At 60.6% G+C, this 21,659-nt stretch carries 20 protein-coding genes and 1 riboswitch; of the genes, 4 read left to right on the forward strand and 16 right to left on the reverse strand.

Translation table 11 applies throughout. The features are described from left to right. Positions 1-128: 128 nt before the first annotated feature. Complete coding sequence (locus KJS47_RS02345) at positions 129-1,331, reverse strand: GntR family transcriptional regulator (protein WP_213522431.1); 1,203 nt, start codon at positions 1,329-1,331, stop codon at positions 129-131. A gap of 407 nt (positions 1,332-1,738) precedes the next feature. Continuing rightward, positions 1,739-2,422 carry a metal-dependent hydrolase gene (locus KJS47_RS02350; protein ID WP_213522433.1) on the reverse strand — a complete coding sequence of 228 codons (684 nt, stop codon included), beginning with the start codon at positions 2,420-2,422 and terminating at the stop codon, positions 1,739-1,741. Positions 2,423-2,621: 199 nt separating this feature from the next. Between KJS47_RS02350 and KJS47_RS02355 the strand changes: the two genes are divergently transcribed. Next, entirely contained in the window at positions 2,622-3,194 is a 573-nt protein-coding gene (locus KJS47_RS02355; protein ID WP_249716056.1) for a hypothetical protein, read from the forward strand. A 149-nt stretch (positions 3,195-3,343) separates the two neighbouring features. Here KJS47_RS02355 and KJS47_RS02360 read toward each other — a convergent pair whose 3' ends face one another. The 6 genes from KJS47_RS02360 to KJS47_RS02385 form a co-directional block, all read right to left on the reverse strand. After that, on the reverse strand, positions 3,344-4,063 hold the full coding sequence (locus KJS47_RS02360; protein WP_213522435.1) for a phosphonate ABC transporter ATP-binding protein: 720 nt from the start codon (positions 4,061-4,063) through the stop codon (positions 3,344-3,346). A gap of 97 nt (positions 4,064-4,160) precedes the next feature. Beyond that, positions 4,161-5,831: a long-chain-fatty-acid--CoA ligase gene (locus KJS47_RS02365; RefSeq protein WP_213522437.1), complete on the reverse strand. Its 1,671-nt coding sequence runs from the start codon at positions 5,829-5,831 to the stop codon at positions 4,161-4,163. Positions 5,832-6,082: 251 nt separating this feature from the next. Next, positions 6,083-7,795, reverse strand: coding sequence for a hypothetical protein (locus KJS47_RS02370; RefSeq protein WP_213522439.1), 1,713 nt, complete (start codon positions 7,793-7,795; stop codon positions 6,083-6,085). 150 nt (positions 7,796-7,945) lie between these two features. Next, positions 7,946-8,593: a cyclodeaminase/cyclohydrolase family protein gene (locus KJS47_RS02375; protein WP_213522442.1), complete on the reverse strand. Its 648-nt coding sequence runs from the start codon at positions 8,591-8,593 to the stop codon at positions 7,946-7,948. Then, entirely contained in the window at positions 8,583-9,458 is an 876-nt protein-coding gene (locus KJS47_RS02380) for a bifunctional 5,10-methylenetetrahydrofolate dehydrogenase/5,10-methenyltetrahydrofolate cyclohydrolase (protein ID WP_213522444.1), read from the reverse strand. Before KJS47_RS02380 ends, KJS47_RS02375 begins: the two co-directional genes overlap by 11 nt. 106 nt (positions 9,459-9,564) lie before the next feature. Beyond that, a riboswitch (ZMP/ZTP riboswitch) is annotated at positions 9,565-9,648 on the reverse strand. Positions 9,649-9,724: 76 nt separating this feature from the next. After that, positions 9,725-9,913, reverse strand: a complete 189-nt coding sequence (locus KJS47_RS02385; protein WP_213522446.1) for a hypothetical protein — start codon at positions 9,911-9,913, stop codon at positions 9,725-9,727. A gap of 355 nt (positions 9,914-10,268) precedes the next feature. On the opposite strand from KJS47_RS02385, the gene KJS47_RS02390 reads away from it, so the two are divergent. Beyond that, positions 10,269-10,907, forward strand: a complete 639-nt coding sequence (locus KJS47_RS02390; protein ID WP_213522448.1) for a zinc dependent phospholipase C family protein — start codon at positions 10,269-10,271, stop codon at positions 10,905-10,907. Here KJS47_RS02390 and KJS47_RS02395 read toward each other — a convergent pair. The 3 genes from KJS47_RS02395 to KJS47_RS02405 all read right to left on the reverse strand — a co-directional run bounded on the left by KJS47_RS02395 (position 10,904) and on the right by KJS47_RS02405 (position 15,455). Continuing rightward, positions 10,904-11,647, reverse strand: coding sequence for a gamma-glutamyl-gamma-aminobutyrate hydrolase family protein (locus KJS47_RS02395; protein WP_213522450.1), 744 nt, complete (start codon positions 11,645-11,647; stop codon positions 10,904-10,906). The two genes, KJS47_RS02390 and KJS47_RS02395, sit on opposite strands and share 4 nt — an antisense overlap. A gap of 319 nt (positions 11,648-11,966) precedes the next feature. Then, positions 11,967-13,397 (reverse strand): amino acid permease, encoded by a 1,431-nt coding sequence (locus KJS47_RS02400; RefSeq protein WP_213522452.1) that lies wholly within the window; start codon positions 13,395-13,397, stop codon positions 11,967-11,969. A gap of 174 nt (positions 13,398-13,571) precedes the next feature. Then, positions 13,572-15,455, reverse strand: a complete 1,884-nt coding sequence (locus KJS47_RS02405) for a PAS domain-containing sensor histidine kinase (protein ID WP_213522454.1) — start codon at positions 15,453-15,455, stop codon at positions 13,572-13,574. 212 nt (positions 15,456-15,667) lie between these two features. Between KJS47_RS02405 and KJS47_RS02410 the strand changes: the two genes are divergently transcribed. Further along, complete coding sequence (locus tag KJS47_RS02410; protein WP_213522456.1) at positions 15,668-15,922, forward strand: GlsB/YeaQ/YmgE family stress response membrane protein; 255 nt, start codon at positions 15,668-15,670, stop codon at positions 15,920-15,922. 355 nt (positions 15,923-16,277) lie between these two features. On the opposite strand, the gene KJS47_RS02415 is transcribed toward KJS47_RS02410, so the two are convergent. The 3 genes from KJS47_RS02415 to KJS47_RS02425 all read right to left on the reverse strand — a co-directional run bounded on the left by KJS47_RS02415 (position 16,278) and on the right by KJS47_RS02425 (position 18,495). Then, positions 16,278-17,000, reverse strand: coding sequence for an amino acid ABC transporter ATP-binding protein (locus KJS47_RS02415; RefSeq protein WP_213522458.1), 723 nt, complete (start codon positions 16,998-17,000; stop codon positions 16,278-16,280). Beyond that, positions 16,993-17,643: an amino acid ABC transporter permease gene (locus KJS47_RS02420; protein ID WP_213522460.1), complete on the reverse strand. Its 651-nt coding sequence runs from the start codon at positions 17,641-17,643 to the stop codon at positions 16,993-16,995. Before KJS47_RS02420 ends, KJS47_RS02415 begins: the two co-directional genes overlap by 8 nt. Before the next feature lie 69 nt (positions 17,644-17,712). After that, positions 17,713-18,495, reverse strand: coding sequence for an ABC transporter substrate-binding protein (locus KJS47_RS02425; protein WP_213522462.1), 783 nt, complete (start codon positions 18,493-18,495; stop codon positions 17,713-17,715). Between the two features lie 240 nt (positions 18,496-18,735). Here KJS47_RS02425 and KJS47_RS02430 point away from each other — a divergent pair, with 240 nt between their 5' ends. Next, positions 18,736-19,914, forward strand: a complete 1,179-nt coding sequence (locus KJS47_RS02430) for a M20 family metallopeptidase (protein ID WP_213522464.1) — start codon at positions 18,736-18,738, stop codon at positions 19,912-19,914. A gap of 153 nt (positions 19,915-20,067) precedes the next feature. Here KJS47_RS02430 and KJS47_RS02435 read toward each other — a convergent pair whose 3' ends face one another. Continuing rightward, positions 20,068-20,835: a sulfite exporter TauE/SafE family protein gene (locus KJS47_RS02435; RefSeq protein ID WP_213522466.1), complete on the reverse strand. Its 768-nt coding sequence runs from the start codon at positions 20,833-20,835 to the stop codon at positions 20,068-20,070. 142 nt (positions 20,836-20,977) lie between these two features. Next, on the reverse strand, positions 20,978-21,658 hold the full coding sequence (locus KJS47_RS02440) for an SGNH/GDSL hydrolase family protein (protein ID WP_213522468.1): 681 nt from the start codon (positions 21,656-21,658) through the stop codon (positions 20,978-20,980). Position 21,659 lies beyond the last annotated feature (1 nt).

Consider the following 21,659-nt stretch of genomic DNA (forward strand, 5'->3'; position numbering starts at 1 on the left):
AATAGCCTTCATGGCAATCTCCGAACAAAAACGATCGAAAATGGAACCAAACGGGCAAAAACCGTTGCTTCTGTTGTCTCACAAAGCCGCTTGCGTTGCCTGCAGCGCACACGCCAAAGAGGCGGGCGCTAGCCCGCCCCGCCTACGCATTGCCGCTCCAGACGCAGGCCGCATGCCGTCATATCCTTGACCGACTCCCGCTCGACGATCGGCGTCCGCAGCTTGACCGTCAACGCCCCTTCCTTCGAGCGGCCGATCCTGCTCATGAGCAGCCGGACCGCCGACTGACCTAGCTGGACCGCCGACTGCCGGGCCGTCGTTAGAGGCACCGGGACGTAGGCCGCAACCGGATGATCGCAGAAGCCGACGATCGACAACCGGTCCGGCACACTGATATGAAGACTTTTGCACGTATAGTAGGCTTGAGCCGCCAAATAATCGTTCACACAAACGAGAGCGGTCAGCTGGGGATTCGACGCAAGGAATGCCTGCAGTGTCCGGTTCGCTTCGCGCGGATCCGCTGCCAACTGGGCTTCCAGGCAGATTTGCCCCGTCCGGATCGGAAGCCCGTGATCGAGGTGCGCCTGCACGTAAGCCTGGTAGCGTTCCTCCCGGCTGCTGACACCCTCGAACGAAGTAGACAGATAGCCGATCTGCCGGTGTCCTTTTTGCAGCAGCAGCCGCATCAGTTGATAGACGCCGTAAAAATGATCGTGACAGACGCTGTCCAGCTCCATCCCCCGGACCAGCCGGTCGAGCAGCACGAGCGGATACCGGTTTTCGCGCAGCTCCTCAAGGATGGCGCTGCCGGCCAAGCCGCCGCGCGAGAACAACAGGATGCCTGCCGCCTTCGTCTGGCGGACGAGACGCTCGAGGCACGCGGCCTCGTCCTCCCGGCTCGCGGTGATCACCACGACCAGCTCGGCCTGATGCTGGCGGAGCTCGCTTTCTACCGCCGCAACGATTCCGCCTATGTATTCATCCAGATTCGGAACGACGATCGCGATTAAGGTAGGCGCCCGATCTTCCTGGCTGGGCGCCTGCCCGCTCCCCCCTGCATCGGCAACCGCTTGCAAATCGGCGGGGAGCGGTGCATCCGCGAGGAACGTTCCCCGTCTGGGAAGCCGATAGACGATTCCTTGTTTCGCCAGCGTCTCCAGCGCGAGTTTAGCCGTCATCCGGCTCACCTTGAACCGCTTCGAGAGCTCTCCCTCCGACGGTACGGGCTCATGCGGTTTGAGCTGGCGCGCCCGAATGATGTCCATCACCTGCTCCGCCAAATGATGATACATCAACCGGGAGGTCGAATCGGTATTGCTTGTCTTGTCCACTGTGCCGTCACCTCTGCCGTTAGAATCGGATTCGGAATGGTGCCTCAGCTGCAAGTTCTCATTGCCGGGGTACCTCTACACTTGCCATCGTATAGCAATGCTTCACTCCTGTAAATCCCTAGCGCCCAAAAATCGCCCCCCGCTCCGAAATCGTTTCGTTAAGGTCCAGGTTCGATGCAAAAATTGACAGGAAACGGCTCCGATTCGAGGAGTCCGTCTTCCGGGCCGGTCTTCCACAAAGCGCATTCAGGGCGAACGTGCTTTGTTTGAGCGGCGGGCTAGAGACCATAAAAAAAACAGGCGGGATCCCGCCTGTCCAAGTAATAGGTTCCGATGCCCCTGCTCATTGCTTAACTAGCGGGATCGGACGTCTGTTTGTTCGCGCTTGGTCCCGGGTCTGCCGTCCGTTAGAGCTCCAGGCTCTCTCCGATCGCAAGCACCTGCCCGCGCAGCCCCGATTCCTCGAGGGTAGAGACGAATCGGTGGGGGTCCTGCTGGATGGCTGGGAACGTGTTGTAGTGGATCGGAATGACAACATTGGCGCCGATCCAGCGTGCCGCCAGAGCCGCATCTTCGGGACCCATCGTATAGTTGTCACCGATCGGCAGCGCCGCGGCGTCGATCCGGTTTCGCTCCCCGATCAGCTTCATGTCGCCGAACAAAGCGGTGTCCCCCGCGTGATACAGGGTTTTGCCCCCCATAGTCAAGAGAAGGCCCATCGGCTGGCCTGCGTAAACCAGCTGCCCGTCGACTTCGACAGAGGAGCTGTGGAAGGCTAGCGTGAATTTGACGGCGAAGCCGTCAAAGGTGTAAGACCCGCCGGTGTTCATGCCGTGCGCCTTGGCCCCCTGGCGCGCGCAGATGCCCGCCAGCTCGGCATTGGAGATGACCGGGCAGTCGTTCGCTTTGGCAATCTCCAGCGTATCCCCGAAATGGTCTCCGTGACCGTGCGTGAGCAGAACGGCATCCACACGGATCTCTTCCGGCCTGATTCCGGCCTTGGGATTGCCAGACAGGAACGGGTCGATGATGACGCTCTTCCCCTCATGCTCCACATACAAACAAGAATGGCCGTAGTAAGTAAGTTTCAAGCGATTCTCCTCCTTAGCGGATAGGATGGTTTGTACCGGTTCTCACCCTCTCTATTCTAAAGAACGGGAAGCACAAACTCAAATCGCCTGCGCCTGGGCGGCCGCCCAATCGGATGCAGCATATGGGCATATAGTGGACCCATAAGGACGCTAGCCTACTGGTCCTGTCAGTCGGCTGGCCATGAAAGGATGATTGCTCATGTTCGGACCTATTTCTACCCCTAGCGGCTGGGAAGACCAGTTGGATGGCACGGAGGCGGCCGTGCAAGCCCGCGGTATCGGCGCTCCTGGCGCCCCCGGGGCTCCCGGCGTTCCCGGAGCTCCCGGCGCTGCCGGCGGCTTCCCCGGCGGACCCGGCGGCTTCCCCGGTGGACCCGGAGGCTTCCCCGGCGGTCCCGGCGGATTCCCCAGTGGACCCGGAGGCTTCCCCGTCGGTCCCGGCGGATTCCCCGGCGGATCTGGCGGATTCCCCGGTGGTCCCGGCGGCTTCCCCGGCGGTCCCGAGGCCCAGATGCCGACCACTCCTCCCCCTTCGTTCATCCCGGCACAAGCAGCCGGATTCCAAGCAGCGTCCAACCCGTTCGGCATTTCCCGCTGTCTGTTCCGCTTCGTCTATATCTGGCAGACGAACGGTTTGGCGTACTGGTCTTATCTGACGGGCGTCACCCGGAACTCCGTGTTCGGATACCGGTGGATCGGCACTGGCCCATTCGGCTACTGGCTCTTCTTCGCGGTGAATTTGCGTCAGATCAACTTCTATTTTTGCACCTGACGATAGCAACCTGCACGAGACGATTTCTAAGCACAGCAAACGGAGAAGAGCGTCAGCCCTTCTCCGTTTGCTGTTTGCCGAGGCGTCCGCCTAGCCAGGCAGAGTATCGACCACGCGGATGTCTCCTGCCCCCGATTTCCTGACAGCCCTTAGCCGAAAATCTGCTTCTTCTCGCTGACAGTCAGCTTCCGGGCCGGAATGTCCACGGCGAGCTTGCCTCCGGCGATGCCCCAGATGCGGCCCGCGAACCGTTCTGCGAGCTCCAGCTTATGAAGCGTAATGATGACCGTTGCTTTTTTGTTGCGGCACAGGTTGCGCAAATCCTCAAGCATCCGATCGGCCGACTTGGGGTCTAGACCGGTCACCGGCTCGTCCGCATAGAGCACCTTGGCTCCCTGGACAAGCGCCCTGGCTATGCCGACTCTCTGCTGCTCGCCGCCGCTCAGCTGGCTCGTCTTCATCCGGGCTTTGTCCAGCAGCCCGACCTGCTCCAGCATGTCCATCGCTTCCATATGGTTGTCCTTGGAGATCGTCTTCCACGGCAGCGTCTGGAACAGCCGTGCCGTCATGACGTTTTTGAGCGGCGACAGCGTCGGATTCAGGTTCGGCTTTTCTTCGACCTTCGCCCACTCCTTTTTGACCCGCCATTTGTCGAGCGGGTTCAGCGAAGTGATGTCCCGGCCGTTGTAGATGTACTGGCCGTCGTCCCACTTTTCATCGAGGGACAGACAGCGGAGCAGCGTGCTTTTGCCGCTCCCGCTCCCCCCTACGATGACGATGAAATCGCCTTCGTCGACCTGAAAGCTCATTTTGTTCAGCACCTGCGATCCCGAAGGATAGCGTTTGCATAGATTCCTGACGATGATCATGACGACGTCCCCTTTTTCCGGCATGTTATTGGAATTGTACCATTCCTGGCCGGTTTGCGGTAGGGCGGCCCGCGAAGGACGCCCCCAAACCGCCTGCTCAGGGGAGCCGCTTCCTCCGTTCCTCCTCGGCCAGCACACGCCTCAGCACCTTGCCCACCAACGTTTTGGGCAGCTCCGAACGGAACTCATACTGCCGCGGCACCTTGTAAGGAGCGAGCCTCTCCCGGCAGTACGCATCCAGCGCGTCCTCGCATAGCTCCGCGCCTTCCTTCGGCACGAGGAACGCCTTGACCGTCTCGCCGCGGTAGTCGTCCGGCACTCCGATAACGGCCGCTTCCTTCACGTCCGGATGGCGGTACAGCACCTCCTCGATCTCACGCGGATACACTTTCAGTCCCGAAGCGTTGATCATCTCCTTTTTCCGGTCCACGATATAATAATAGCCCGCTTCGTCCCGGTATCCGAGGTCCCCGGTCCGCAGCCAACCGTCCTGCAAGACGGCGGCGGTATCCTCCGGCTTGTTCCAGTAGCCCTTCATTACCTGCGGTCCCTTCACCGCAAGCTCTCCTATCTCGCCCGGAGGCAGCTCCTGTCCTTCTTCGTCTAGAATCATCGCGTCCGTGTCTGGCCATGGCAGTCCGATGCTGCCCATCGCGCGCTTGCCCCAGATCGGATTCGCATGCGTGACCGGAGACGCCTCGGACAATCCGTACCCTTCCACAAGCCGTCCAGCCGTCACCTTTTCGAATTCTTGCTGCACGTAATGCGGCAGCGGTGCCGAGCCGCTGATGCAGGCGCGGATCGATGAGAGGTCGTAAAGCGACCGTGCGGGATGATGCAGGAGCGCAATATACATGGCGGGAGCTCCGGGGAACAGCGTCGGCTTCTCCTTCTGAATGAGCTTCAGCAGAGAACCGGCATCGAATCGAGGCACGAGCAGTAGGCAGCCTCTCATGGCAATCGAGACGTTCATGCAGACCGTCATGCCGTACACATGGAACAGCGGAACGGCCGTCAGCGTTCGCTCCCCTCCCTCCTCCGCCCGGTACAGCCAGCTCCGGCATTGCACGACATTGGCCACCAGGTTGCGGTGGGTCAGCACCACCCCTTTGGCCGTGCCCGTCGTGCCGCCGGTATATTGCAGCACGGCCGGGTCCTCGTCCAGATTGACCAGCGTCTCGATCGGCGTCCCGGGTGATTCCCGGAGCAGCCGGCGCAGCGGGCGGACCTCCGGCTCTGTGTAGTCGACGGCGGGGCGCGGCGTTTTGGCGACGAGGGGGGCCAGCAGCCTTAGCGGCAGCGGCAGATCGTCCGCCGCCCCCGCGACAAGGATGGATTTGAGCGGGACGGTTCTCGCTGCCTGCCGGACGGTGGTATAGAAAAGATCGAGGCACACGATCGTCTCGGCGCCCGAGTCGGCCAGCTGCCGGCTCAGCTCCTCGGCCTTGTACAGCGGATTCGTCTGGACGACGACCGCTCCGGCGAACAGGCAGCCGTAATAGCAGCTGACGTAGGACGGCACGTTCGGCAGCATCAGCGCAACCCGATCCCCTTTGCGTACGCCCAGCCGGATTAACGCATGGGCGAAACGGTAGCTAGTATCCAGCAGTCTCGCGTAGCTGATCGAGACTCCTTGGAAGCGCAGCGCCGGCCGCTTCGGACTCTTGGCGGCGGCCTCCTTCAACCAATGCGTCAGCGGCTTATCGGGATAGACGAGAGCAGGCTTCACCTGCGCCTCATAGGAAGCGTGCCACGGGCGGCTATCCATAACCGGATCACCTTCTTCCTCACGTTCTCCCACGAGCGCGGCAGCGGATCGCGGGCCTATACCATCATCCTATGGCGACCCGCTTGCCCGACATGCCTCCCGAATGAAAGGGCTTTCAAAATGGTCTTTCTTTTCCCACCAATGAAAAAGGATATGAGCTGGCCCGCACCAAAAAAAGCTCCGCGGCATCGCGGAGCTTAACGGAAAGGCGGATACACGGAGTGTATAAGTCGGACATGCCGGTGATTCGCTTAGTCCGGAGTTGTGAGATAGATCCACCGGCCGTCGGCGCTCGGCTGCAGCAGGTCGGTGAATTCGGGCAGCTGCTCGCGGATGACGTTCCATTCCTGCCGTTCCGCCTCATAGCGTTCCAGGGAGACGCGCGGCTCCGGCGGCTGCTTCGTATAGTCTACACGAATGCCGACGAGCGAGTGTGTGCCCGGCAGCCACTGCATCGGATACGGCAGCTTTTCGGTTCCCGGCAGCTTGCGGCTGCCTTCGTACAGGCCGGCGTTGGCGTAGAGCCGGAAGCGGTCATCGCCGCTTGCCTGGAACCCAGACCAGGACTCCGGCGATACGGGAGGTGACCAGGCGCTCAGTTTGTTGTCCGTCCAGCTGAAAGCGTAGCGGTTTTCTTGATGCGTCCCATCGTTCCAAAGTGCGAAAAAAGTGGAGGACCCGACCGTCTGAAAACGGACAGGCTCCGGCTTATCGCTCACGAGGTTCGGGAGGGCGACGCCTTGCACTCCTTCGGCAACCGTCGTCCGAGCTCCGTTTTTCAGCTCCAAGCGCACGAGATCGACCGTGCCCGGCTGCCCCGCACCGGTGACGACCAGGACGCTGCGCATATCGGGGCTGAGCGTCACGCCTAATACGGTCCCATCCATCCGTACAGGGTAGGCAGTTTCGCTGCCGGGAATAGCGTAGGCGTTGCCTCTAGCATCGTAGCGGTCGAAGAAGAACCCGCGTGTATCCGCCACGAATGAGCCGGTGCCCCGGTAAGCGGTAGAGAGCGGAGCCGGATAAGCGATCAGCTTCCCCGCCTCCAGGTCATAAACCCAAGACAGCTTGGGGAAGGTGGCATCGCATTCGCAGTAGCCGACACTGCGGGAAGCCAGCACGTAACGCGGGGAGACGAGCGGCTCGAAGAAATAGGGGTCCGCGAAGGCGCTCACCTTCTCGAACGTTCTTCCGTCCGTGGACAAGCGCGCAATCTGGTAGGCGGAAGCGACCGCCCCCACGAAGACCGGGGCGCCGGCAATCTCAAAGCCGCCCGCCGTCCGGGCTCCGTTCACGTCCAGCCGGTAGCGGCCGAGCGGATAAAACGTCTTCGCCGCCTCCTTCTGTCCGATCTTGATGGTGACCGTCGCCGCCTCCTCGCTCACCCATTCGAAGGCAGCGGTCGCCTCCAGGCTCGGCAGACCGCCTTCCGTTACCGCCAGCTTGGAGGCAATCGTCTTCTCCACCGATTCGCGGTTCACCGCATACGGAAAGATCAGGTCATAGCGCTGATCACTTGCCCCTACAAGCGCGGTTATCGCTCCGCCCAGCCGGGGCTCGGCCTGCAGCCGGATGACAATACCCGCCCCATCCGCTCGTGCGGAATTCGTCGGAGAAGCGTCCGGTGAGACGGTCGGTCGGATGGAGGGCGCCGGTTTAGAAGGCATTCCGGCCGGCGGTGCGGACGGACTGCGGTCGGGGGCCGCAGATGGAGGCGCCAGGTCCTTAGGACCGCCGCTTCCTGCGCCGGGCTCGACAGACGGCGCGGCCGACGCGGACGGGACCGGCGTGTCCGGCGGTAAGGTGGTGCCGCCCGCATCCGGCGACGCAGAGCCGACCGGCCCCGTGACGGCCGGAGTCGGAGCCGCCGAAGGAGGCGCTGCTAAGTCGCCGTCTCGGCACGCGGACAGCACGAGAAGGGACGAGCAGACCAAGCAGATAAGCAGTCGGTTTTTGCGTTTCACGGCCATTCTCCTTTTTTGCAAGAGCTTCGCTCGCATTAGACAAGTCCTCTTGTTTTCTATCATTGTAGACGACTTCCGCTTTGCAAAAGTTTCCAAACGGTTAAAAAATGGGCGATCGCTCCATGCGACTCGCCCATTTTGGTCAACCCGTCATTTGTGCTCCGTTTCCATCCTGCGCTCCACCGCCGTGAGAACCGCCTCCTGCAGCCGGTCCGCCTCCGCCAACAGCGTATGCGCTTCGTCCCTTGCTCTTTCCCGCTTGCCGGGATCGCGCACATCGCCCAGATTCATCCGGACCGTCAGCTCGGCGGCGCGGGCTGCCGACGCCAGGAATACGGCGCTGATGCCGAGATCGGACAGCACGCGCAGCTTGGTCGCGTCCGCAAGCTCTCCGGCTGCATGAAGCCCGCTCACGCAGAGCCGGAGCAGACGCAGCGGCACTTCGATCGCCCCGTCCGTCGCTTCCACCATACTCCTAGTTCTCGCTGCCTTCTCTTCCTCGGTCCCCTTGGGCAGCCGGTAGGCGGCCATCCAGCTGCCGAACGCCGCCATATCCGCTTCCGCCAACTCCTCGGCGGCAAGCCTTGCCGCGTGTAGACGCGCCGCCGCCTCGGCCACCGTCGATGATGGCCCGCCATCGCCCGTTCCGGCACTTGTGACGGCAGCTGCCATCTCCCCCATGCTGGCGCCAAGCGCCGCGGCGAGCGCTGCGGCCGCTCCTCCCCCCGGTGTGGCGGCTTTCGACGCCGCCCTTTCCAGGAAGGAGCCTATCGGCTCGTCAAACAGCCTATTCGTCATTCCGATCTCCTCCTTCCGAACGGCCCAGCTGCAGGTCCATCGCCTTCATCAGGTTGGAGAAAAGCAGAACGGTCGTCAGAGTGCCGACGCCTCCAGGCGTCGGAGTCATCGCGGCGACCGCTTCCCCTACTTCCGGCTCGGCGTCTCCCACGATAGAGCCGCCGGGTCCTTCGTTGATCCCCGCGTCGATCACGACAAGGCGGGGATGGGCCATCTCCTTGTTCACGATCCCCGGCCTGCCGGCTGCAACGAATACATAATCGGCCTGGCACAGCGGACCGGCCAGATCCTTCGTATGGGAATGGCAGACGGTGACGGTCGCATTTTCGCGCAGCAGGAGGTGGAGCAGCGGCATGCCCACGGTCGCTCCTCGGCCGATCAGCACGGCGTGCTTGCCCGCAAGCGGGTATCCGTAATGCTTAAGCAGGCGGATGCAGGCCTGAGGCGTCGCCGGGAGCAGGCCGGGTGCCCCGGTTAGCAGCGCCAGCTTGCTCGCACCGGTCATCCCGTCCACGTCCTTACGCGGGTCCAGTCTGGCCAGGACGGCTTCCGCCTGCAGCCCCTTGGGAAGCGGAAGCTCCAGCAGAATCCCGTGCACATCGGCGCGGCCGCTCAGCGCCTCCATTCTCGCCTCGAGCTCCTCCTGCCCGGTTCCAGCAGGCAGCCTCTCGACCGTATAGGCGATGCCCAACCGGTCAGCTACTCTGCGCTTGGCCTCGGCGTATGCCGCCGAAGCGGGGTCTCCTTCGACCATAAGGACGGCTAGCAGGGGCGTGATCCCCTTCTCCTTCCACTTCTTCGTTTCACTCACGATTTGCTCTTGAACATCCAATGCCACAGGCTTGCCAAGTAATGTTCTTCCCATCCGGCTACTCCTCCCTTTCACCAGACCCGAGGAAGCAAAAAAAGAACTCCAAGCCGGCCGGCACGCTCTGTGAGCGCGCCTTCTCCCCGAGGGGCCGGCTTGCAATCCTTTTTGCCCAGGCGAACGGCTATGGCTGCCCGCGCGCTCCCCTGTGGTTTTCTCCACTGCTTCGCCAGTCGCACGCGTCAGGCTCCCGGTTGCAGGGAGCGTCGGTTGGTCCTATTGTATGCGATCCCCGATTGGACCGCAATCCCTTGCGACCCAGTTTATGGAAGCCGATCCGATACCCGCTCCGCTTCCGCACAATACGGCTGCAGAGTAAACGAGACATTGCAGGAGAAGCGGAGCTCCAGCCTCTCTCGTATCGGAACTAGCCGGTACCAGGCGACGTAGGGCGTCTCGACATAGACAACCGTGAGGCGTAAGACTCCGCCTTCCTCCCATGCTGCCTCCACCACCGCCTCCTGGTCGGCCTCCTGAAGGCGCGTACCCCTCCGCAGCCGTCCGGCCGTTCTGAAGCAGCACCAGACGGTTAAGGAAGAGCCCATCGTCTGCGCATCGGGTCAAAAATGTGCGGATCCGATCCCGCTCGAGTAGCGGCGGCTCCCCGGCTGTAGAGGATAGTTCGAGTAACATGGGGGCCTCCTTTCTGGATTCTGTTCTACTTCAACCGATTGGTAACGTCCGATAGTTTTTGTTATGTAAACTAAATTTGCACGATCAAAAGGATTTCCTCCCTGCTGAACGAATATGGTTTAGGAAACCACAATCACGAAGCAGGGAACCGAATCCTGCAAGGAGGCTGATCCGATGGGATCCCGCATGATGCATCTCTTGATCGCCGACCAAGTCGGCCGCCGGCTTGCCGTCCGGAACAGACCGCTTTTCCTGCTCGGCGGCATCGCGCCCGATGCGGTGCCCAAGGAGCGCTCCCACTATTTCGAAGGTGACGCAGACGCGGGAACGCGAACGATCGTTTACTCACGGTTTGCCGACCGATGCAGGCAGTCGCCCGGAGACGAGTACCTACTCGGCTACCTTTCCCATCTGGTGGCAGACGAGGTCTGGCTGCGCACCTTTTATCTCCCGTGGCTGAGGGGCGCCATGAAAGAGGACTCCTCTCTTTATCCCCGGTACCATGCCGATTTCCGGGCACTCAATTCGCTCCTTTTGGATCGCTACCAAGCCTATTCCTTACAGGAGGAGCTCACGGCGGCGGACGGAGGCACCGAGCTCGACGAGACGCCTCTCCTCGACGTTTATGTCTGCCGGACCGAGGCGCTCGGCGATTTTGCTCCCTCTGCTTCTCCGAGGCCTAATCGTCTGCAGGTGTTCACGATCGAACAGATCGAACGCTATCTCGAGGAATCGGTCGAGCTGGCCGTCCGCGTATGTGCAGAACTCCTTCCGTCCGGCTCTTCCGGGGAAAGCGGGATGCCGCAGCGTTAGTAGGGTGCCCCGGCGGCCGCCTGCCCAAGCCCACGATCCGGGGAAGCTGTCCGGCAAGCGGCTACGAAGCTCGCGAACAGCTCGCCGGCGAACGGGTCCGTCAAGGACATTTCCTCGGGATGCCACTGAACGCCGATCACGTAAGCGTGCGAGGTGCTCTCAATCGCTTCGATCACGCCGTCGCTCGCCGTCGCCGATACGACGAAGCCGGGAGCGACTCTTGCGACGGCCTGGTGGTGGAAGCTGTTCACGCGGCGCATGGAGGCACCGGCTAGACGCGTTAGGAGCGTCCCTTCCGCCAAGCGGATACTGTGACTCGGATGAGAGGCCGGCGCCTGCTGCGTGTGCTGGATCGTTTGCAGCTGGGTGAGAAGGTCCTGGTAGAGGCTCCCTCCCATCGCCACGTTCAGCACCTGCACGCCTCTGCAGATCGCCAGCACCGGCTTGCCCCGCTCGATGACGAGTGGGGTCAGCGCCATCTCCAGCCGGTCGCGGGCGGGGGTTACCCGTCCCAGTCCCCGCAGCGGCTCCTCGCCGAAATAGATTGGATCCAAATCCGGCCCCCCGGTCAGCAGCAAACCGTCGATTTGGTCGACGATTCGCTCCAGATCGGCCCTCTCGTCCAGATAAGGCAGCGTGAACGGAATGCCTCCCGCCCGGCTGACCGACTGCGCATAAGTATGCTTGAGCTGAGCCGTTTCGGGCTCGCAAGAAGCTGTCACCCCAATGATCGGTTTCATGCGCAAACCACCGCTCTTCCCCTTCTTAATACCGGCCGTCTCTGCAAGGAGGCCTTCCGGTTCAGCTTATTCATTCGGCGCGCAAGTGTCCTCTCCTCCCGGCCGCTTCCCGAGCAAACAAAAAAAGGGAGCCGCGGCTCCCCTGTTTCCTTCTTCCCCTTCCAGCAATCCGCTGGATCGCGGCGCACCAAGCGGTCATCTTCTTTCGATACAGGGATCGATCTAAAACCGAGAAATGGCGGCGTGACTTCCCGCGGAAGCTGCCGGCCGCAGCCGGCAGCCCTCGAAGCTCCGCCGGCGGTTCGTCTCAGCCTTCCGTTCAGCCCTCCCGGCTTGCTCGTCCGATCTCTTCCGGGCGGCCATCCGTCCGTTTCACGAACGGGTAGAACAACAGGCCGCTTCCCAAGAGAGCCAATCCAAAGATGAACGTCTTCCAATCCGCCGTACCTGCCTTGATGACCCAGAGAGAATACGCTGCTGCCAGAACCGCGATGAGGCCGTCGGCCAGACGCTTGCCCCGGCTGCCGGCGTAGGTGTCTCCCTTCACGACCAGCTTCACATGGTAGAGAGAAGCAAAGACGTACGGCACCAGGAACGAAAGCGTCGCGAGTGCCGTCACAAAATCGTACGCCTGTCCGATCGACCGAGACACGGTCGACAGCAGGAGCAGCTGCATCATCAGTCCGGTGAAGAAGAGAGCCGTCCGGGGCGCTCCCTTCCTGTTCTCCTGCCGGAACAGCGGCGGGAACAAGCCTTGCTTGGCCGCCTGATACGGCACCTCGGCGCTTAGCAGCACCCAGCCAATCGAGGAGCCGAGCAGCGACAGGAGACCGAGACCGGCCAGCAAATAGCGGCCCGGGGCTCCCAGCACACCGGTCATCGCCTCGATCAGCGGATTGTCCGCCGCCATGAGGGCGCTCTGGGAGAGCGTCCCCATCACGAGTATAGTGATGCCCAGATAGAGCGCCAGCGCCAGCAGCAGGCCAAGCAGCGTCGCTCTCTTGATGTCCGTCTGCCGGCGGGCACGAGACGAGAAGACGACGGCGGTTTCGACGCCGATAAAGGCCCACAGCGTCGCGATCGATGCGTGGTTGACCTGCCCGAACAGCCCGATCTCCCGTCCTGCTTCATCTAGTCGCGGCTGCATCATCGGCAGCAGATTGCTCTTTTCGAATGCAAGCAGGCCAATGACGATAAAGAGGACGAAGCCCGCTACTTTGGCCGCCGTCGCCGCAAAATTCAGCCGGCCCGCTCCTTCGATCCCTCGCAGGATAAGCGCATTCACGCCCCACAGGAGAACGGTACAGACGGCAAAAGTAAGCAGGCCGCCTGCCGTCAGCGCCACGCTCCCGTACTGCCAGACGATCTGCGAGCTGCGCAGGACGGGAAAAAACGTCGCCAGGTAGCTGGCGAACGTCGTAATGATCGCCACGTTGCCCGCCCAGTTGGCGACCCAATAGCCCCAGGCGACGGCATAGCCGGCCAGTGTGGCGGCGCCCGGCCGTTCCTCGAACAAAGCCTTGGCGTACAGATGAGGGCCGCCGCTCAGCTCCGGCTTGCGGACCGCGAGGCTGCCGAAGACGTAGGCGACGAGCAGCACACCCGCTCCCGTCAGCAGCCAAGCCAGCAGCACGCCGGCGGGCCCCGCCGCCTCCGCAAGCGTGCGGGGCAGCATGAAGATGCCCGACCCTACCATATTGCCGACGACGAGAGCCGTCAGGATGCCGAGCCCGAGTGTTGGTTGTTTCATGATGTCCTCTTCCTTCCCGGGGTTGACCGGCTGACCGATTGACCCGTCATTCCTCCTTCTGCTTCCGTTGTCTCACGCACCCGGTTAGCAGAACACAAGAATTCATTATACTTTATTTCGCTAACAGGGAAAAGGGCAGCTGTTTCCAGCTGCCCTCCTCCGCCCGTCCTCTCTCTACTTGCAGGGCGGCAAATAAACGAGTACCGTCGTGCCGCTATTAATCCGGCTGTTTATCTCGAGCGTGCCTCCGTGCGCCTCCACCACTTTGAAGACCAGTGTCAGGCCGAGACCCGTCCCCTTTTCCTTCGTCGTGTAGAATGGCTCGCCGAGCCGGCTGCGCCTTTCCTCCGGGATGCCGCGCCCATTGTCGGTGAAGCGGACGCAGTGGCGTTCGTCCTTACCCTGCTCGACAGCCATCTCCAGCCGGCCTCCCGGACTCGTCGCTTCCAGACCGTTGCGGCCGATGTGCACGAACGCCTGCTTGAGCAGATTCGCCTCGCAGAGCACGAGCGCCTCTCCCTCTCCCGGCGAGACGGAGAGCCCGATCCGCTTGCCGGCCGCTTCGTCCTCGAGCTCCCGGTACACGTCGAGGAGCAGATCGCCCAGAGAATGAACGCGGTAGCCGTCCGTCTGCGGATTGGCCAGGATGAGAAATTCGTTCACGATTGCATTGATGCGCTTGAGTTCCTCCTGCATGATCGTGAAGTAATGGCGCGGCCCCTGGATCCTCGTCTGCAGCAGATAGAGAAAGCCGTTCAGCGAGGTGAGCGGGTTGCGAATCTCATGCGCCATGCCGGCCGCCAGCTGCCCAACGACCGATAGCTTCTCCTGCTTGCGCAGCAGCTCCTCCGCCCGGTTCTGCTCGGTCCGGTCCAGAATCGTCCCGATCACAGCGAGCTTTCCCCGGAAGGTCGTGAGCCGGCTGTGCACCTCCAGCTCGACTGGCGAGCCGTCCTTACGGATCGCTCGACAGGAGGCCGGCTGGGGCGGCGCGCTTCGTCTCCACCCGGCACGCATGGCGGCAAGCAGGGCGCTCCGTTCTTCCTTCGGTACGAACGAGAGCAGAGGCTGCCCCTCGATCTCCTCCGGCGAATAACCTAATATTTCGGCGAAGCGGGCATTGAGATACCGGGCCTTTCCTCTGCTATAGAGGAAGACCCCCGCCATCGTTTCCTCCACCAGACTCCGGTAAAGCGTTTCCTTTTTTTCCAACTCGTCCAGCTTTCTCTCCCAAGTCGACTCGTCCCGGCAAATGGTGATGATTCCTTTGCGTGAACCGTCGCTGTGGAACAGAGGGACTTTGAGAATCTCCATTGTGCGAGGTCCTTCCGGACCGATCATCCGCTCGAGGAACGGCATCGGTCGGCCGGAAGCCCAGGCCATCTCATCCGTTCTTATGCATTCGGCAAAAACAGACGCGGCTTGTTGACTATAGGAGGCAAGCTCTTCGTCGGTCTTACCTCTATACTCGACCTCTGCCAAGCCCAGCGCCCGGAGGCAGAGCTCGTTCGACTCGAGCCAGCGGCCTTGCCCATCCTTGACCGTAATCATTTCCGGAAACTGCCGGATAGCGGAAGCCAGGAGCCCGCCCAGCTCCTCCTGCTTCTGGGCCAGCTTCTTGAGATGAAGCAGATAATACAGCAGCTTGCCGTCGCCGCCGGGAATCCCCTCCATCCGGGCTTGTGCCGGGAACCGGGCTCCTCCCATCGCCAGCACATCGACCTCCGCCTGCCAGGAAGACGTCTCACCGGAAGCAATCGTATGCATAGCATGGAACAGAGCCGGCCGGTGTTCCGGAGACAGCAGCGCGCAGACGCCTTCCTCCGAAGCATGCAGCCGGTCTTGGCCGACCCAGCGGCCGAGCGGCTCATTCAGCTTCAGCAGACGGCCTGCTTTGCAAGCGAGAGCAATCCCCTGCTCCGTACAGCGAAAGAGGAAATCGAGCACCGGCTCCCGCACCGTATGCAGGCCATCCTCTTGCATCCACTCCGCTTTCCCGAATCCGTCCTTTTTGCTCCCCACTGCTCCGCGCAAGCTGGATTGGCTGCATTCCGTCATATCCTACCCTCCGCTTCATTTGTAGGAATCCCGTATTCCGTTCTGCGTCAGCAGAGTCGTTTAAGGCTTCGACGCCCCAGCCCCTCTTTCCTGTCCCATTTCCAAAAAAAAACGGCTTCTGGAAAAACCGCTTTTGTTTAATTTGAAATCAAAAAGGTTATATATATGACAAGCCAAGCGAAATGCATAACAAACAAGGGAGGCGTATCAAAATGGCATTTTTATGGTCTTTGATCGTGGGAGGAATTATCGGATGGATCGCCGGGATGATCATGGGTAAGGATATCCCAGGCGGTGTGATTGGGAATATTATCGCAGGCTTCATCGGCGCATGGCTCGGAGATCTTCTTCTGGGCAACTGGGGGCCGGAAATGGGAGGATTCTACATTATCCCGGCGCTAATCGGTGCAGTAGTACTTGTCTTCATCGCCAGCCTGCTGCTCCGCGGCGTCAGAAGCCGTTCGTAACGCGAGCTATTCTTAAGCACGAAAGGACCGGACTTCCGGTCCTTTTTGCTGCGCGTAACCGAATTGCACTTTCGTGCTGTCCAGGCTTCCCCTTCTTATTTTCCAACTCTTTTATGCTTGACTCCCGGCTTCCCGCCGGTCCGACCAAGTATGATTTACTACCCAAATATTGAACTTCCTCTTTATTCAAAGGAAAGTCTCACGGTCTCGGTTGACCAAGCAGTTCTAGCGATGGCAAGTGTGGGAATATGCGGAGCGGAACCCCATTCCGGGCAATGAGAAAGGCTGCTCTTCCGGCAGGATATACCTGTTGGAGGAGCAGCCTTCTTACTTGGTATGCAGGTCTAGCGACCCTCTAAAGCACCTTGCTGAGGAAGTCCTTGGTCCGCGGATGCCGCGGATTGCCGAACAGCTCGGCCGGCTTGCCTTCTTCGACGATTTTTCCGCCGTCCATGAAGAGGATGCGGTCGCCGACTTCGCGGGCGAAGCCCATCTCGTGGGTGACGACAACCATCGTCATCCCCTGCTTGGCGAGACGCTTCATCACCTCGAGCACCTCGCCGACCATCTCGGGGTCAAGTGCCGACGTCGGCTCGTCGAAGAGCATGACGTCGGGAGACATGGCCAGCGCCCGAGCAATGGCGATCCGCTGCTTCTGTCCGCCCGACAGCCGGGTCGGATAGACATCCGCCTTGTCCGCCAGACCGACTGCCCGAAGCAGATCCTCGGCGGTCCGGTTGGCTTCTTCCTTGCTCATGTTCTTGACGAGCGTAGGAGCGAGCGTAATGTTCTCCCGTACGGTCAAGTGCGGGAACAGATGGAACTGCTGGAACACCATCCCCATCTTCTGGCGCAGCTTATTGATGTCCGTCGACTTGTCCATCAGCGAGGTTCCTTCAAAGACGATGTCCCCGGAGGTCGGTACCTCGAGCAGATTCAAACAGCGCAGAAAGGTGCTCTTGCCCGAGCCGCTTGGCCCGATGACCACGACGACCTCGCCCTGCTTGATTTCCGCATCAATCCCCCTCAGAACCTCCAGCTGCTGGAACGACTTGTGCAGGTCCGTTACTTTAATCACGGGCTTGCAGCCTCCTCTCAAGCACGCCAAGCAGCTTCGACAAGGCGAACGTCAGGATGAAGTAGATGAGCGCAGCGACAATCAGCGGCTCGAACGGCTGGAATGTGTTGCTGCGCACGGTATCCGCGTTGTACATCAGCTCCCGCGTTCCGATAACCGACACGATAGACGACTCCTTGATCACGACGATAAACTCGTTGCCAAGCGCCGGCAGGATGTTCCGGAACGCTTGGGGTAGAATGATCTTGCGCATCGTCTGCCGATGGCTGAGCCCGAGCGAGCGCGCGGCTTCGGTCTGGCCTTTGTCCACACCCTGAATCCCCGCACGGAAGATCTCGGCGATATAGGCGGCGCTGTTGATGGACAGCGTCACGACGCCGGCCGTGAATTCATTGAACGAGAGTCCGAGCTGCGGAAGACCGAAGTAGACGATAAACAGCTGCACCAGCAGCGGCGTGCCCCGGAAGAACTCAATATAAGCGGTCGCAATGGCTTTGAGCACCCAGATCCGGGAAAGCTTCATCAGCGAGAGGAGCATCCCTCCTATGCCGCCCAGGATGACCGTAAAAATCGAAAGCAGGACGGTCAGCTCCGCGCCCTTGACGAAAAATCCCCAGTATTCGCTCATAAACGAAAAATCCACCCTGACACCTCCACTGCTGTCTTGTTCTCGCGCCCGCGCCGGCTAGCGCCGGCATACGGCGAGGCTGGTTTATTCGACCAGCTCGATTGCCTCGGTCACCAGCTTGTCGATGGTTTTATCCTTCTCCAAACGGTCGATCGTGGCATTCATTTTGTCAATCAGCTCCGCGTTACCCTTGTTGGCGGCGATTGCGGAGCCGCCTACGTCGTCCTTCGGCTTGGCCGGAGACAACGCCAGATCCTTGTTTTTGGCTACATACGAGTTGGCTACCGGCAGCTCAACGACGAGAGCATCCACTTTTTTGTTCTTCAGCTCAAGCATCAGATCGGAGATCTTGCCGAGCGGCTTGACCTGGGCGTTCGGAATTTGCTCGGTTGCAATTTTTTCCTGAACGGCGCCCTTTTGCGCTCCGATCTTGAGGCCCTTGAGGTCCTCCATCGTCTTGAACTTGTCTGCATCCTCGGCGCGAACGACAATCCCCTGCTCGGCCGTGTAATAGATCTTGGTGAAATCGACGCTCTTCTTGCGCTCCTCGTCCGGCGTCATACCCGCCATGACGATATCGACGTTGCCCGATTTGAGCGAAGCCAGCAGGCCGTCGAATTTCATATCCTTGATTTCCAGCTTGACGCCGAGATCCTTGGCCACTTCCTTGGCGATCTCGATATCGAAGCCGACAATTTCATCCTTGCCGTTAATCGATTTATGGAACTCGTACGGCGGATAATCCGCGCTTGTCCCCAGGACGAGTGTGCCTTTCTTTTGCACGTCCGCCAGCGTATCCTTCTGACCGCATCCGGCCAGCACACCCACCAGGGCGACGACGGCGAGAATCGAACTCCATTTGCGCATGCTGCTTCCCCCTCATTCTAAGCTGTATCTCTTCCATTCAACCTTTTCAGTATAAAGAAGTAGTCCAGGTTTCTCAATAGTTTTTTCGACTTCTTTCGCTAGTTTCCGACATTATTTTCCATATCTTTGCTTTTCATCCGTTCGGCAGCCGCCTGGACCCGCTCTCGCCCCCTCGCGTTTGCAGGGAACGCAATTTGCCTTATACTCAGTAGTAACCACACGGCAAGGAGACAAACCTATATGAAACCAATGATTTCCGAAACGATAGACCAGTATGCGGATTCGCTGAAAGCTCTCGCTTCCTGGATCGGCAGCCACCCCGAGCTCGGCCATGAAGAGGTAATGGCAGCAGCGAAGCTGACCGCGATGCTCGAGGAGCACGGCTTCTCCGTCGAAAGAGGCGTGCTCGGCATCCCGACCGCCTTCCTCGCCGTCTACGATTCCGGCAGACCGGGGCCTACCGTTGCTTTTCTGTGCGAATACGACGCCCTGCCCGAGCTCGGCCATGCGTGCGGCCATCACCTGATCGGAACGATGGGCGCCGGGGCGGCGATCGGTCTGAAGAGTGCGATCGACGGCTGTGGCGGCACGATTCGCGTCTACGGGACACCCGCCGAGGAAACCAAAGGGGCCAAAGTACCGATGGCTGCCGAAGGCCTGTTCGACGATGTCGATGTCGCATTAATGGCTCATCCTTATTACACGTTCGAGGCATCCGGAGAATCGCTTGCCATGGACGCGCTGCAATTCGCCTACAAGGGCAAGCCGGCGCATGCAGCAGCCAGCCCGCACGAAGGCATCAACGCGCTGGACGCCGTCCTCTTGCTGTTCTCCTCCATCAATGCGCTTCGCCAGCAGGTAACGAGCGACGTGCGGATTCACGGGATCATAACAGAGGGGGGCAAGGCCGCCAATATTATCCCGGAAGACGCCGTCGCCCAGTTCTATGTCCGTGCCGCGACTCGGCCCGCAACGGATGCGGTTGTCCGCCGGGTGCTCGCCTGCGCCGAAGGCGCCGCTTTGCAAACCGGCTGTACCCTAACCGTGACGAATTACGAATATTCCTATGACGAGCTGAATACGAACCGAGCGCTTTCGAACCTCTTCCTCGCCAATCTGGAGCAGATGGGGGTCGGTCCGGAGCGGATTCGGCAGGGACAGGACCATGGTTCGCTCGATCTCGGCAACGTCTCGCGGCGGTGTCCGGCCATCCATCCGTATATTCAGGTCATCGACGAGAAGCATCTCCTCCATACGAAGGAATTCCGGGATCTCGCCATGACGGAACGCGCGCTGGACGCGATGCTGTTCGGCGCGAAGGCGCTCGCCCATACCGCCTACGATGTGATGACGAAGCCTTCCCTGCTGAAAGAGATCCGGGAAGAGTTCGAGCGGACGACCGCTTCTTCCACCCTTTGAGGCCGGCGTACGAGCTGAGCGATTAAGCCAACAAACAAAGATCGATCCCGGCATGGGATCGATCTTTGTTTGTTTAGATGTGATTTAGTTGGTTGGTTAGCTTGCAAGCTTACCGGCATCCTATTCGTTGACAGACTGTCCTGCACGTCTCGCTTAATGATGCATCAGGTCCCAGACCTGCTTGCCGACGAGGAGTATCGACACGGCGATGAACAGCGGCTTCACATAGGAGGCTCCCTTTCGAATCGCGACCTGCGAACCGACTAACGAACCGGCGATCATGGACGCTCCCATGATGAGCCCGTACTTGTACTGCACATGGCCGAGCGCTGCAAACGTAATGAGGCTAGCAATGTTGCTGCCAAAATTCAACGCCTTGGCGTTGCCGGCCGCCGTCACGAAGTCGAAGCCGATCAGGAGGAACGCGAACATGAGAAACGAGCCCGTCCCCGGACCGAAGAAGCCGTCGTACCCTCCGATAACCAGCGCGACCGCCGCGGCAAACACGGTCGTTCGGATGGTTGCAGCTTGATACGTATTTTGATTGCCCCAGTTCTTCTTCAATAGGGTATATACCGTCACGAGCAGGAGCATCACGACTACCATGGGCCTCAGAAATTCCGACGGCAGCTTCGTCACCAGGTAAGTACCGGCCGCCGAGCCGAGAAGCGACAGCGGGAACAGGTAGCGTACCAGCTTCAGGTTAATCTTGCCCGACCGCAAAAAAGAAAGGGTGCTTGTAAGCGAGCCCATGGTGCTCGCCAGCTTGTTCGTCCCCAGCGCGAGGGTCGGCGGTATCCCTGTCATCAGGAGTGCCGGGAGAGCGATGAGCCCTCCCCCGCCTACGACCGAATCGACGAAGGCGGCGACGAAGCCGACGCCGATCAGGAACAAAATCATAGAGACGGTAGGATCACTCATTGGCGCCGCCCCCTTCCGGCAGCAGACTCCGATGCGGACCCCGCAGCCGGGACCGTCCTCTTGCTTCTTGATGGTTGTTTCTCCAGCTGAACGCTGCTTTCGCTATCCATGTTCCCCATCTCCTTCTGTCTGCTCTCCCGGTCTACGCGGATACGAGCTCCGCCATCACGCGGCCGATCTCGTCCGCATAGACCTGATGTCCCTTGGGGGTCAAATGAACGCCGTCATCCCGGCCGCTGTTCTCTAGAGTCAGCAGCAGCTCTTCCGGACGTTCTCCCTTCTCCAGCCGTATCGCCCATGCGGCCGCCACGTCAGCCAATGCCGCGCCTTCGTCCCGCGCTGCCCTGCGGACGGCCTCGTTATAGCGCGAGATCCAGGCCGTCACGCCCACAGGTTCGCCATACCATTCCTTCGGGTGACGATTATAGTAGTAAGCCTCCCGATTCCCCTCCAGCACCGAATGAATCGTGCATAGCACGGGGACCGTTCCGGCAGCCCTCAGTCTCCTCACAATCTCACGCAGATTCGACTCGAACTCGCCAACAGGTACTTTGGCTAGATTCTCGGCGACGGCCGTATGGTCATTCATCCCGAACAGGACCGTGCAAACCGCCGGCCGGTACTCCAGCACCTCCGGTTCCAGGCGAGGCATCGCTTCACTGGTCGTTTGTCCCGGCACGCCGGCGTTTCGCGTTTCCATCCCGAACCGGTCGCCGAGCAGTGCCAGGAACGTCAGCTCCGGTTCCACGAAGACACCGGCGGTGAGACTATCGCCAAATCCGCACAGAAGCTGTCTTTCCCTTCGTTTCTTCTGCGGCTCCATC

It is taken from the genome of Paenibacillus sp. J31TS4, assembly GCF_018403265.1.
Classification (GTDB): Bacteria; Bacillota; Bacilli; order Paenibacillales; family NBRC-103111; genus J31TS4.

Excerpts from the sequence above, each read along its gene's own strand:
- KJS47_RS02355 (WP_249716056.1), top strand. The coding sequence starts at position 2,622 with ATGTTCGGACCTATTTCTACCCCTAGCGGCTGGGAAGACCAGTTGGAT.
- KJS47_RS02360 (WP_213522435.1), bottom strand. The coding sequence starts at position 4,063 with ATGATCATCGTCAGGAATCTATGCAAACGCTATCCTTCGGGATCGCAG.
- KJS47_RS02365 (WP_213522437.1), bottom strand. The coding sequence starts at position 5,831 with ATGGATAGCCGCCCGTGGCACGCTTCCTATGAGGCGCAGGTGAAGCCT.
- KJS47_RS02375 (WP_213522442.1), bottom strand. The coding sequence starts at position 8,593 with ATGACGAATAGGCTGTTTGACGAGCCGATAGGCTCCTTCCTGGAAAGG.
- KJS47_RS02380 (WP_213522444.1), bottom strand. The coding sequence starts at position 9,458 with ATGGGAAGAACATTACTTGGCAAGCCTGTGGCATTGGATGTTCAAGAG.
- KJS47_RS02390 (WP_213522448.1), top strand. The coding sequence starts at position 10,269 with ATGGGATCCCGCATGATGCATCTCTTGATCGCCGACCAAGTCGGCCGC.
- KJS47_RS02395 (WP_213522450.1), bottom strand. The coding sequence starts at position 11,647 with ATGAAACCGATCATTGGGGTGACAGCTTCTTGCGAGCCCGAAACGGCT.
- KJS47_RS02400 (WP_213522452.1), bottom strand. The coding sequence starts at position 13,397 with ATGAAACAACCAACACTCGGGCTCGGCATCCTGACGGCTCTCGTCGTC.
- KJS47_RS02405 (WP_213522454.1), bottom strand. The coding sequence starts at position 15,455 with ATGACGGAATGCAGCCAATCCAGCTTGCGCGGAGCAGTGGGGAGCAAA.
- KJS47_RS02410 (WP_213522456.1), top strand. The coding sequence starts at position 15,668 with ATGGCATTTTTATGGTCTTTGATCGTGGGAGGAATTATCGGATGGATC.
- KJS47_RS02425 (WP_213522462.1), bottom strand. The coding sequence starts at position 18,495 with ATGCGCAAATGGAGTTCGATTCTCGCCGTCGTCGCCCTGGTGGGTGTG.
- KJS47_RS02430 (WP_213522464.1), top strand. The coding sequence starts at position 18,736 with ATGAAACCAATGATTTCCGAAACGATAGACCAGTATGCGGATTCGCTG.
- KJS47_RS02435 (WP_213522466.1), bottom strand. The coding sequence starts at position 20,835 with ATGAGTGATCCTACCGTCTCTATGATTTTGTTCCTGATCGGCGTCGGC.
- KJS47_RS02440 (WP_213522468.1), bottom strand. The coding sequence starts at position 21,658 with ATGGAGCCGCAGAAGAAACGAAGGGAAAGACAGCTTCTGTGCGGATTT.